This window comes from Mycobacterium sp. NAZ190054 (assembly GCF_001545925.1).
GTDB lineage: Bacteria > Actinomycetota > Actinomycetes > Mycobacteriales > Mycobacteriaceae > Mycobacterium.
On the sequence record NZ_LMVQ01000103.1, the window covers coordinates 1 to 12,027 of the forward strand.

Below are 12,027 nucleotides of genomic sequence, written 5' to 3' on the forward strand. Positions count from 1 at the left end.
GTACTCCGCGGTGTGCCCGATGACCAACTGCACCGCCCGGGCCTTGAACTGATCGTCGTACTTCTTCGGCATGATGCGCCTTACCTTCCCTCGAAAGAAGGTGTGCATCAAACCCGGGGTGGTTCAGTAGTAGTGCACGTCACCCTTGAGGACCGGCGGTGCGCCTTGGCTGTAAATGTAGGCGGTTTCGCGTTTGTAGGCTTCGGGGCTTTGCGGGGCGCAGCCGGTGTACATCATCGCCGGCTTGGAGGCGTTCGAGATACGCGGGTGGTGGAACCATTGCGGGAAGCGTTCCACGCCGTGGCTGGACAGTGCGGCGCCGAATCCCACTGCGGCCCGGAATAATCCGGGCCGGTGCAACGCGAGGTCGGCGGCGAGGTGCCCGCCCAGGGATACTCCGGCATAGATGGGGCGATCGAGTTCCAGTGCGTGGACGAAGGCGGTGTAGAACGCCAGGAGGAAGTCTTGGCGCAGCAGGTATTCCTCGGTCCACCAGTGCTGGCTTTCCGGCGGCAGGGACCGGCCGTGGAAGGGCAGATCGACGGCGATGAGGCGGTAGTGGTCGGTGTAGTCAGGGTCTTCGAGGAGGTGGCGCCATTGTCGGCTGTCGCAACCGGCGGTGTGCTGCAACACGACCGGGTGCCCTTGCCCGGCTTCTTCGTAGTAGACACGGTAATTCACGCCGTCGACGTCGAGATAGAGGTAGCGGCCGGTGATGTCGGCCAGGCGGGCGCTCATGCGGCAACCTCGCGAGCGGCGACGGTGCGCAGCAAGTCTCCGAGTCGGCGGATCGCTGGGTAGTAGGCCATGATTGTCTCCATATCGCCCTCGATGCGGAACCCGTGGTGGACCATTGCGGGGTAGAAGTCTTGGTAGAACGCCGGCGGAATGACCGCCAGCAGCTGGGTCCAGTGCTCGTCGGTGCCGGCGAGCTGGATGTCGTAGGGATCGAACGGGGTGACCTCGGGGTCGATCTCGGTGAGTGATCCGTTGCCGACGATGATCTGAAATGACTGCGTGGTACCGATGATGACGCGGATGGTGGCGGTAAGTTGGTGGCTGTTGAGGACGAACTCGGGGTCGTGGCGCAACTGGTGTTCCAGCGCGTGCAGGTCGAGTCGTGGTGCGGTCATGAGTGTTCTCTTCTGGTCAGGGGGTTGAGGTTTCGCGTAACAGGTGCTGGGCGATGATGGTTCGTTGTATTTCTGAGGTCCCTTCGAAGATCTGGGTGAGGCGTCCGTCGCGCCAGTGCCGTTCCACGGCGTGTTCGGTGGTGTAGCCGTTGCCGCCCAGTACCTGCATCGCTGAGCTGGCGACGTGTTCGGCGACTTCGCTGGCGAAGAGTTTGGCCATGGAACATTGCTTCTGGCAGTCCAATCCGGCGTCGTAGAGGGCGGCGGCGTTGAGGTAGAGCGCGCGTGCGGCCTCTACCTGGGTGGCCATATCGGCCAGCCTGAACTTGATCGCTTGGAACGAGGCGATGGGCTTGCCGAACTGGACCCGCTGCTGGGCGTAGGCGGTGGCGACTTCGAGTGCACCTCGCGCCGCGCCGACGGCGCGGGCAGCGGTGTGGAGGCGGCCCCAGTTGACCAGCGTGGCGAACATGGCGAAGCCGTTGCCGCTGTGGCCGTCCGGTGCCAGTTGCAGGTGCGTCGCCGGGACTTCGAGGTCGCAGATCTGCAGCTGCCAGGAGGTGATGCCGTGGTAGCCGATTTTGGGGATCGTGGTGCCGGTGATTCCGGCGGGGAACTCGCCGCGGGGCTTTTCCACCACGAACACGTCCAGACCGTCACGGCGCCCCGGTGCGGTGCGGGCCAGGAGCAGGATGGCGTCGGCGGCCTTGGCCCAGCCGCACCAACGCTTTTCACCGTTGAGTATGTACACATCGCCGCGGCGTTCGGCGTGACAGGAGATGGCCGCGAGATCGGAGCCGGCCTCGGGTTCGCTGAAGGCACCGGCGGTGATCCACTGCCCGCGCGCCTGGCGGCGCAGGATGTCGTCTCGCCAGTGCAGGTCGGACACGCCGGCGCCGATACCGTTGGCGCGGGCGATGACGCTGGCTGCGCTCATCCAGCCGCGGGACAGTTCCTCGGCGATCAGGCAGTATTCGGTCATTCCCAGGCCCAGTCCGCCGTGTTCGCGGTCGATCAGGATGCCGAAGTAGCCGAGTTCGGCCATGCGGTCGACGATCGACCAGGGGATGTCGGCGTGTTGGGGGTCCAGTTCGTTGGCCACGGGCAGGAGTTCGGTGCGCACGAAGTCGCGGGCCTGAGTTTGCAGCTGCTGCTGGGCAGCGGTCAGGATCGTCACAGTGCCACCGTCACGCACTTGACCTGGGTGTAGTCGTGCAACGCTTCGATGCCCTTTTCCCGGCCGTAGCCGCTCTGTTTGTAACCTCCGAACGGCGTTTCGATGCCCCCGGCCAGCCAGGTGTTGATGAAGACCTGCCCGGTTTCCAGCCGGTCGGCGATGTTCAAGGCGCGGGAGATGTCGCGGGTCCACAGCCCGGAGACCAGACCGAAGTCGCTGTCGTTGGCGATGGCCACGGCCTCGTCGTCGTCGTCGAACGGGATGATCGCTACGACAGGCCCGAATACCTCTTCGCGGGCGATGCGCATCCCATTGTGGACACCGGTGTAAATGGTCGGCGCGACGAACCAGCCGCTGCCCCGATCGGGGAGGGCAGATCCTCCAATCGCCGGGTGAGCGCCGTCGGCGCGGGCGATGTCGAAGTACTCGAGCACCTTGTCGTACTGGGCGGCGGTGGTCAGGGGGCCGAGCCGGCCGCTTTCGGTCAAGGTGTGCGCCGCGTCGACCAGCCGCCTGGTGAATTCGTCGTGGATGTCGCGCTGCACCAGCAGCCGCGATCCAGCCGAGCAGATTTGGCCGGTGTTGAAGGTGAACGCGCTCAGCGATTCGGTGACTGCGCGGTCGAGGTCGGCGTCGGCGAAGACGATATTGGCTGACTTGCCGCCCAATTCCAGTGTCAGCGGCAGGATCCGGTCTGCGGCGATGCGGCCGATCTCGCGCCCGGCCCGCACCGAACCGGTGAATGCCACCTTGCGCACCTGCGGGTGCGCCACCAGCCTGGCCCCGACTCCGGCCCCGTCACCGGTGACCACGTTGAGCACCCCGGGTGGGAATCCCACTTCGGTGGCCAGGCGCGCCAGTTCCAGGGAGGTGGTCGAGGTGAACTCCGACGGTTTGAGCACCACCACGTTGCCCGCCGCCAAGGCCGGGGCCACTGCTCGCGCTGCCTGGTTCAGCGGGCCGTTCCAGGGGGTGATGATGCCGACGACGCCGAACGGTTCGCGGCGGGTGAAACTGTGGTACGCAGGACCAAGGTCGATGGTGTGACCCTGCAGCGCATTCACCAGCCCACCGTAGAACTCGAAATACGCTGCTGAGCCGTCGATTTCGACGGGTGCCTGCCACCCGGGCTTGCCGGTCTCGGCAGCCTCCAGGGCAGCCAGTTCAGCGGCCGAGGCTCGGATCGCGGCAGCCAGTGCCATCAGGAGCCGGCCCCGCTCGATGGGTTTCTGGCGGCGCCACGCCGGCGCCGCGGACACGGCCGCAGCGACGGCGTTGTCGATATCAGCGGGGGTGCCCATCGCTATGGTGGCGATCTGCGCACCGTCGGCGGGACTCCGTGTGGTCAGTGTGTCACCGCCGAGGGTCGGCGTGGGGCGACCATCGATCCAGTGGTCGAAGGTGGCGGTCATTGGTGCTCCTTGACGAACATGTGGGGATCGCAGTATTTCGGGTGGGAGTTCTGGTGCTCGCGCTCAGCTGGCCGGCTCGAACCGGGTGGTGCGGGGCATGTTGAGCAGCCGGCCACGCTCAGCGGTGACCAGGGCGAGTTTGCGGCTGGCCTCATCGATCATCTCGTCGCCCAGCATGACCGCGCCGAGCCCCCCGCCGGCCGCTGAGGAATAGTGGTCGTAGGCGTCGATGATCATCTCCGCCTTGTCGTATATCTGCTGACTGGGAGCGAATACGTCGTTGGCGGTGTCGATTTGGCCGGGATGGAGCACCCATTTGCCGTCATAACCGTAGGCTGCGGCACGCTCTGCTGAGGCTCGGTAACCGTCGACATCCTTGATCAAGGCGAACGGGCCGTCGATGGCTTGCAGCCCGTATTTGCGGGCGGTCATGGCGATGGTCATGAGCACCGTGTCGAACGGGTCGAACCCTGAGGAGCCGGGGGCGCCGATGGTCAGGGCGGGCATTTTCATGGCGGCCATGAAGTCGCCGGGTCCGAAGATGAGGGCTTCGGTGCGCGGTGTCGCGGCCGCGATGGCCTCGATCTCGCTCAGGCCTGCTGGACCTTCGATCTGCGCCTCGATGCCGATTCCGCCGACGGGTAGTCCGGCTTCACGTTCCACCTGGGTGAGCAGCACATCCAGCCAGTGGATGTGGGCGACGCGTTCGACCTTGGGCAACATGATGCAGTCCAGGTTGGCTCCCGCACCGCGAACCACCTGCAGGACGTCTTCATGTGCCCACTCAGTGTCAGCGTCGTTGATGCGCACCACTCGGGTCTTGCCCGTCCAGTCGCCATGATTGAGTGCCTCCACCACGGTGCCACGGGCAGCCGGCTTGGCCACCGCCGCGACCGCATCTTCAAGGTCGAGGAACACCTGATCGGCAGCGAAGCCCTGGGCCTTTCTGAGCATCTTCTCGCTGCTGCCGGGCACGGCCATGCAGGAACGGCGGGGACGAAGGGGGCGACGGGTAGAGGTCACGATCGGGTACACCTTTCAGTTGATGGAGCTAGAGGAAGTTGCGGGACGGAGGGCATCGGTGGTTGAGGCCACTTCGGCTGGCGCCGAACGAGTTCGAATCTCAACGTCCCGGTTTGTCTCGCAGACAATCTCGTTGTGTTGGTTGATGCCGAAATGGCGAAAAGTCACCACGGCGCTGTGGTGCTGCGCCGGCTGCACATTGAGAACCTCGGTGGCGGCGCCGATCGAGTCGCCGTGTCGCACCGGTGCGGCGAAGCGAACCTTGTCGAGCCCGATCTCACGCACGGCCTGTGCGGTGGTGTCCTGGGTGGCCAGCCCCACGGTGAGACCCAAGGTCAAACCACCGAAGTTGATGCGCCCGCCAAACGGAGAGCCCGCCATCTCCTGCTCGCTGAAATGACCGGACGCGGTGTTCATCACCAGCAGGGTCAAACCGTTGAGATCGAGATCGGTAATGGTGCGCGTGCGGGCGTGGCGAAACCGGGCACCGGGCACGAAATCCTCGGCGAAACCCTCAGGTACAGTGGTGATGTCATCTCGATGGGTCCGCCTGCTGACCAGATTGGTGCGCCGGAACCGGATGACCACCTCACCTGAGGCGACCCGGCCCTCGGTCTGCCAGGTGACGATTCCGGTGTCGGGCTTCGAGCCCGATCCCCGCGCCTCGACGACGGTGCTGGAGGCGGACAACGTCTCACCCGGATAGACCTCGCGCAGAAACTCGACATCGCTGGCACCCAAAAACGGGCCGCCGGCCTCACTGAGGTCTTCCACGCTGAGCCCAAACACCATGTCGAACACCAGCATCGGGTTGATCACCGCCGCGGAATGCCCGGCGGCCTGCGCTGCTGCTCGGTCGAGGTAGACCGGATTGAACGCCAGCGTCTGGGTGGTGAAGCTGATGTTGTCGCTTGCGTGCACCGTGCGGCTCCACCGGTGGTGGAACACCCGCCCCACCGTGTGGTCCTCGAATGCAGTGCCGCGGGGAATCAACGGCCAATCTGCCAGATTCAGAGTTGTCATCACGTCCGTTTCATTCATTGGCATGAGCGTGCTTACTAGTGGCACACAATAGTGTTACGCGCCACAGTCGAGCCTGTCAACGCGCAATGAGCGTCGACTAGTGAAGGTTGATGGTCGATATCTCAGCCTTTCGTGCCGCACAGTGATACGGTCGGTCCATGAAACGGCCTTCCGTCCGACGTCGTTGTGTGCGCGGGGTTCGGGGGCGGCGGTGATGGCGCCGGCAACTTCCGCCGATCCAGATGCTGAGGATGCCCAGATGGAGGCGCCCCCGGCTGCCGGAGGGCCTTCAGGGACGCAGACGTTGGTCCGCGGCTTGCGCGTCCTGGAGGCGATGGCCGACCTGGAGCGGCCTATCGGGGTCGGCGAGCTGGCTCGCCACCTTGACCTGCCCAAATCCACGGTGCAACGCCTGCTTCGCACCCTGGAGCAGGAGGGTTGGGCACAGACCGCCGCGAGCCCGACCACCCGCTGGGAGCTAAGTCCCCGTTTGTTCGCCCTGGCCCGTCGTGGACCCACCGATCTACGCGAAATTGCAGCCCCACACCTGACTTCGCTGGGCGCCCGCACCGGTGAGGCGATCCATTTCATGGTCCCCGACAGAGATATCCAGCTAGTACTGATCGAGCGGGTGAACTCGATCCACCCGGTCCAGTCCGTCCAAGTCATCGGCGCCAGCACACCGTTTCACGCCAGCGCAGGTGGCAAAGCCGTCATGGCACGACTAACCGCCGCGGAATTGCAGGCGATGCTGGCGCGTCCCTTGGAGAAAGTCATGCCCAACACCAGCGTTGATCCACAACAGCTGATGCATCAGATCCTCGACGTTCGCGAACGCGGATATGCGGTCAACATCTCCGAAAACCGTGAACACGTCTGCGCAGTCGGCGCAGCGGTGGTCAACAAGGCAGGCAGACCTGTGGCTGCAGTCGTCATCTCGATGCCCGACATACGCTTCCAGGCCGACCGACTACCCGAATGGGGGGCATGGGTCCGCGACACAGCACAAGCCATCAGCGATGAGATCTCACACTGAACCGCTTTGTTACGCAAAGCCATCGGGCGCCGCCAACTGCGACGATGCCACCGTCACACATCCGGTGACGGCAAACCTACTCGTACAGAACCGTTTACGGCCAGCCGAGGCCGCCCGCGAGCCGGCGTAAACGGCCCCGGGAATAGGGCCGGTGCCCGTCACTGCTGACAGTCGGCAGGCGAATCGCCTGAACCGCCCTTGACAGACATCACCCCGCCTGGGGTGCCAGCAACAGAACGCGAGATAGCCCACCCATGCCCGACACCCTTACAGTCCTCGTTCACGGTGTCCCCGAAACCGCGGCCATCTGGAACACCTTGATTCCGCTGCTGGAGCCGGCGCGTGTCATACGACTGTCTCCACCCGGCTTCGGCGCACCGATTCCCACCGGGTTCACCGCCACCGCCGAGGAATACCGTCTCTGGCTGATCAGCGAACTGGAGAAGTTCGACCACCCGGTCAACATCGTGGGACACGATTTCGGCGGCATCCACGCCCTCAACGCCGTGATGAGCCGACCCGATCTGGTGCACAGCTGGTGTCTGACGTGATCGGCATCTTCGACCCCGACTACCAGTGGCACGATCTCGCGCAGACGTGGCAGACACCCGGTGCCGGCGAAGACGCGATCACCGAGATGATGAACGTCCCACACCTGGACCGCACCGCCAACCTCATCGGCCGCGGACTCGCGACGCAGGTCGCACCCGAGGTCGCTGCAGGCATGAACACCACCATGGGCGAGTGCATCCTGCAGCTCTACCGCGACACCGCCCAACCTACCATGGCCAATCTGGGGAAGGACCTCGACAAAGCCGCAGCACGCCCCGGACTGTCCATCTTCGCCACCGACGATCACTGGGTCGGCACTGACCACCAACGCCACCGGGCCGCCCAACGAGCCGGCGCACAGACCGCGATGCTCAACGGACTCGGCCACTGGTGGTTCACCGAACGCCCCGACACTGCCGCCACCGTCCTGAACGACTTCTGGCGCGCTCTGTAGCGAGAACCAGGCCTGCGCATGGTGGTGATGTGGCCGACCGGCCAGGACCGTGGCGCCTGAGCCGTCTTTCCGCCTCCCGTAGCGACCAACAATCTGAATGGAGAATTCAATGGACATCGGCACTCTCACGCTCGACATCTCAATGGTGACCTTCGACTGCACTGACCCCGAGCGGCTGGCCATATGGTGGGCGGACGCCATCGCCGGCGAGATGACGATCGCGGTGCCCGGCGAGTTCGTGACGGTCGCCGCGCCGCACGGTCTTCGGCTGGGATTCCAGAAGGTGCCCGACCCGACGCCGGGGAAGAACCGGTTGCACCTTGATCTGCACTCTCAAGACCGGGTGCGCGACGTAGCCCGGCTCATCGCCGCCGGCGCCACCGAAGTCAGCCGTCGTGAGGCAAGTGCAAACTTCGGATGGGTGGTCCTCGCCGATCCGGACAACAACGTGTTCTGCGTGGCAGGCGCGCCGTAGGCCCGCCCGTCCACGTACACGACCAATGACTTCGCGCTGGCAGCACCACCGCAGATCTTTGGCCCACTTGACTGTAATCAACTCGGTTACATAGGCTGATGGTGTAACAAAACGAGTTACAGACCGTGAGCGCTTAAAGCGGCCCACGGCCGGGACTGGCGACGCGAAGTACTGACTCATTGGAGCGAAAGATTATGAATCCGTTGATGATTGACGAACTACGTGCCAACGATGTGGCCTCGGGTATGCGCCGGGTGCAATTCACCCAACTGGGCGGGCCCGAGGTGCTGGAGATGGTGCCATTGCAGCTCTCGGCGCTTCCTCCCGGGCACGTACGAGTCGAGATCCACACGATCGGGCTGAACCGTTTCGAGGCCCTGTTTCGCCGCGACCATTACGTCATCGCGCCCACCCTGCCGGCGACACTGGGTGTCGAGGCGGTCGGAACGATCACGGAGACTGCCCCGGGGGTCGACGGTTTTCAGACAGGGGATCGGGTCGCGATCCTGCCGATTCAGTCACCGACGGTGGGCACCGGCACGTACGCGACACACGCCGACGTACCGATCGATGCCCTCGTCCACGTTGCCGACGACCGGTCCGACGAGGAGGAGGCCGCGACGTGGATGGCCAGTCTGCAGGCCTACACCCTCGCCACTAAAGTGCCGATCACCCGAGGCGACACCGTGATCGTGACCGCCGGGACATCCTCGGTGGGCACCGCGCTGATCCAAATCGCCCACGACCTCGGCGCTACCGTGATCGCGACGACACGCACCACGGCGCGCAAGCCCGAGATCCTGGCACTGGGTGCCGATCACGCGATCGCTACCGACGACGAAGACCTCGCCGCCGTGGTCTCCGAACTCACCAGCGGGCGCGGCGCCAAGGTCGTCTACGACACCGTAGGCGGGGCCCTGCTGGCTGCGCTGATCGACGCGACCGCGCAATTCGGACACGTGCTGTGTTACGGCGCTCAGACCTCACCGGACATCCGTGCCGCCCGCGTTGACGTGCCCCTGGTGTCCCTGGACCGCAAATCGGTGTCGTTCGTCGACCTCTTCGAACTCGTGGAATTCCCCGATCGTCTCGCGGCCGCCAAGGCCTACATCGGTGACGCCCGCGACCGCGGCGCGCTGACAATCGGCATCGACCGCGTGCTGTCATTCGATGACGTGCAAGAGGCGCACCACATCCTCGAATCGGGCCGCCTGGCAGGCAAACTCCTACTCCGTGTGACCTAGACCTGTCAGTAACAAGTAAAATGAGTGTGACCGTCTCAGGAACCGTGCGCGGGATGCGACGTCGGCTACCAGCGCGACGGTGAGGCACCCTCCTCCGGGTGGAGTCCATGGTCCGAGTGCGCGGGCCAGGCGCCGGTCCTGCACCACTGTGGCAAACGTATTGTGTTGGGGGCTGCCGCAATAACGATGCTGAAAACGATCGTTCACGACGCTAGTGATGGCGCCGGGGTTCTGCAGGACCATGCTGGCAGATCCCGTGTGACGTGACAAAGCTTCTTACGAGCGTCGTTCGCCCCGTTTTGCTCCCTTGTGCTGCAATCGTTCTCATCATCAAGTGGACATTAAAGTGAGAAATCCCTGCATGGACATTGACTGAGAATGCCTCAATCGGCACAGCTCACAGGGGGAGGATGGACACATAACTTGAGAAGCCACAGATGGCTGGAAGAACTGCTTGAGTACACGCGCCGCAAGGAGTCGATCACCTGCACGTCGGGCCACATGCCGTTGACGGCGATCCTTAGGAGATCGCCGACGCTTGCGCCGATCCCCAGCAGCACGACCGGAGGCAGATATACGACTGGCAGTCCAGGGCTTCCGACCTCGCCGACACGCTCGACTGGCTAGGGTCTGAGCTCAAGGCACTGGTCGATGTGCTGGGGCAAGCGATCCTGCAGGCGATCACCAACGACCTGCTGGCCCCTGGACCGAACGGGGGCGCGCGCCTCGACGACACCAAGCGACCCATTGTCGGCGCGGCCTGCTCAGCTCTAACCGCGGTCATCGGCGGAGACGACATGCTCGGGGCAGCCTGGCGCGATCTGGTTGCCGCGTGCCGCGACACCGACCACATCCGCTACCCACACGAACGGGTGGCGTTCCTGCGCGACAACGTCGTGGGGCTGAGTGAGCACCGCAAGCAGGACCGGACGCACTGGGATCCCATCTCTACAGCTGCCAGTGTCCTCGTGGGTTACCAGGGCACCGTGCAGCTCGCGCAGGCGATGGTCGGTAACCAGCCGGACGAGACGCAGACTCACGACCCTCAAGCGAAGTCGACTTTGACCGAGGCGGAGCTCGCACACCTGGCTGAACGCTGTGCCGCGGTGTCGCCGACGACCGGAGACTTCGTGGTGTGGTTCCGGCTCGCTCCGGCATTCGTCCGGAGTATGTCTTGCGTCAGCCACGGCGACGTCACGTTCTACGACGCGCAAACGCTCGCGAGTGCCCTGGCAGCAGACGAGCAACGGGTCCGGGAACTGTTCGCCGTCGTACCGGAGGAATTGCTGACCGAGGAGGTCCGGGAGCTTCAGTCGTCGGGGCAGGTGGACGACCAGAGGGGGTTCGAGTACGAGCCGCGGCTGGTGTACGCGCGCGTCGTAGTCCGTGGCGTCCAGCGGCACAACGCCACCTCCGCGGCTCGCAGCTATCTCGACGCGGTGCTGGCCGTGGTGGGTGTCCACGACAACATGTGGAAGGTGCTGGGAGGAACCCTGCTCTTCGACGGTCAGCCCTCCTACTTTCCGCCGGTCATGTGGGGCTTGAAGGAGTCCCTCCCTACCCCCGTCTTCTACGAGAATGATCACTTCACGACCAACCTGAATGAGATGACAACCGCTGGGCACGTGATCACCGCTCAAGCCGCATCGCAGCTTCAACCCGTCCTACGCCTACAAGCATCACTCGCCGCTGCACCGCAGTCGACCCCGAAGCTGTGATCATGGCCGCGGTCCGCGCCATCGAGCACTCCAACAGGTGGGTGGCTCCTCTTGCGGGCCACAAGTGGTACGCGTTCGTCGCCGAGTACTTCCTCGACGAGTACACCGTCACTTCGTTCGCCAACCGCGCAGTTCGCGACGTGTTCGCCGCGGTCGTGCAGCATGTTCCCGATCGCTCACCCGGTGCTCGGATCCCGGCAGAGTTGGCGACTATCCGAGAAGACATCACAGACGCCAGCTGGGGCTTGCGCATCAACAGGCAGAAGACGTTAGAACACGTGGCCGCACTGAAACGGATCTACGCCGATCACTGGCTATCCCGCCAGCTCAACGAGACCGACGACATCCTGTCCTCGGGCACTGCGCTCAGCGGGGCGTTCGCGATGGAACGGCAGCGCCTTGAGAACCGGGTGGCCAGGCTGACGCGGTCACGCAACGCTGCAGTTCACGGAGGACCGTTGTCATCGGCTGCGTGCGACAGCATCGCCGACTTCGCAACGGTTATCGCGCAGAAAGCGCTGTACACAGCGGTGCGTGCCACGGTCGCCGGGCAGGCGGTCGACGTTTACGCCGCGAAGCAGCGGGATGAGTACCGGGAGCGCAGTCAGAACCTCGCGTCAGGTGGCGATCTGACGAATCTGTTTACCCTCGCCTAGTACTGCAGCCGTAGATCGAGTTCATTGTTGTTCGCGTCGTCGGTAGTGCGATTGCCGGGCTCGGTATTGGTGTTGTCGTCGCCATCGTGACCAGGCCAGCAGGCTGGTGATGGTCTGGTTGGTG

At 64.4% G+C, this 12,027-nt stretch carries 13 protein-coding genes; 7 read left to right on the plus strand and 6 right to left on the minus strand.

The window, feature by feature from the left end; genetic code table 11:
* Positions 1-123 precede the first annotated feature (123 nt).
* The 6 genes from ASJ79_RS09170 to ASJ79_RS30835 form a co-directional block, all read right to left on the minus strand.
* Positions 124-738, minus strand: coding sequence for an alpha/beta fold hydrolase (locus ASJ79_RS09170; RefSeq protein WP_082753740.1), 615 nt, complete (start codon positions 736-738; stop codon positions 124-126).
* Complete coding sequence (locus ASJ79_RS09175; RefSeq protein ID WP_067954395.1) at positions 735-1,133, minus strand: hypothetical protein; 399 nt, start codon at positions 1,131-1,133, stop codon at positions 735-737. Before ASJ79_RS09175 ends, ASJ79_RS09170 begins: the two co-directional genes overlap by 4 nt.
* A 16-nt stretch (positions 1,134-1,149) precedes the next feature.
* Positions 1,150-2,310 (minus strand): acyl-CoA dehydrogenase family protein, encoded by a 1,161-nt coding sequence (locus tag ASJ79_RS09180; protein ID WP_067954403.1) that lies wholly within the window; start codon positions 2,308-2,310, stop codon positions 1,150-1,152.
* Positions 2,307-3,722: an aldehyde dehydrogenase gene (locus ASJ79_RS09185; RefSeq protein WP_067954396.1), complete on the minus strand. Its 1,416-nt coding sequence runs from the start codon at positions 3,720-3,722 to the stop codon at positions 2,307-2,309. The genes ASJ79_RS09180 and ASJ79_RS09185 overlap by 4 nt, the downstream gene beginning before the upstream one ends.
* Positions 3,723-3,785: 63 nt before the next feature.
* Positions 3,786-4,703 (minus strand): CoA ester lyase, encoded by a 918-nt coding sequence (locus ASJ79_RS09190; RefSeq protein ID WP_067954397.1) that lies wholly within the window; start codon positions 4,701-4,703, stop codon positions 3,786-3,788.
* A gap of 57 nt (positions 4,704-4,760) precedes the next feature.
* Entirely contained in the window at positions 4,761-5,786 is a 1,026-nt protein-coding gene (locus tag ASJ79_RS30835) for a MaoC family dehydratase (protein WP_197420142.1), read from the minus strand.
* A gap of 241 nt (positions 5,787-6,027) precedes the next feature.
* Here ASJ79_RS30835 and ASJ79_RS09200 point away from each other — a divergent pair, with 241 nt between their 5' ends.
* From ASJ79_RS09200 to ASJ79_RS09225, 7 genes are all read left to right on the plus strand, one after another.
* Positions 6,028-6,804 carry an IclR family transcriptional regulator gene (locus ASJ79_RS09200; RefSeq protein WP_255374706.1) on the plus strand — a complete coding sequence of 259 codons (777 nt, stop codon included), beginning with the start codon at positions 6,028-6,030 and terminating at the stop codon, positions 6,802-6,804.
* A gap of 254 nt (positions 6,805-7,058) precedes the next feature.
* Positions 7,059-7,355, plus strand: a complete 297-nt coding sequence (locus tag ASJ79_RS33775; RefSeq protein WP_231750794.1) for an alpha/beta fold hydrolase — start codon at positions 7,059-7,061, stop codon at positions 7,353-7,355.
* Positions 7,343-7,810 carry an alpha/beta fold hydrolase gene (locus ASJ79_RS33780; protein ID WP_231750795.1) on the plus strand — a complete coding sequence of 156 codons (468 nt, stop codon included), beginning with the start codon at positions 7,343-7,345 and terminating at the stop codon, positions 7,808-7,810. The genes ASJ79_RS33775 and ASJ79_RS33780 overlap by 13 nt, the downstream gene beginning before the upstream one ends.
* A gap of 109 nt (positions 7,811-7,919) precedes the next feature.
* On the plus strand, positions 7,920-8,285 hold the full coding sequence (locus ASJ79_RS09210) for a VOC family protein (protein WP_067954399.1): 366 nt from the start codon (positions 7,920-7,922) through the stop codon (positions 8,283-8,285).
* A 206-nt stretch (positions 8,286-8,491) separates the two neighbouring features.
* A complete protein-coding gene (locus ASJ79_RS09215; protein ID WP_197420144.1) occupies positions 8,492-9,529 on the plus strand; it encodes a zinc-dependent alcohol dehydrogenase family protein in 1,038 nt (345 codons plus the stop codon).
* 653 nt (positions 9,530-10,182) lie between these two features.
* Complete coding sequence (locus tag ASJ79_RS33785; protein WP_067954402.1) at positions 10,183-11,247, plus strand: hypothetical protein; 1,065 nt, start codon at positions 10,183-10,185, stop codon at positions 11,245-11,247.
* A gap of 2 nt (positions 11,248-11,249) precedes the next feature.
* Positions 11,250-11,903 (plus strand): hypothetical protein, encoded by a 654-nt coding sequence (locus ASJ79_RS09225; RefSeq protein WP_067954404.1) that lies wholly within the window; start codon positions 11,250-11,252, stop codon positions 11,901-11,903.
* Positions 11,904-12,027: the final 124 nt, after the last annotated feature.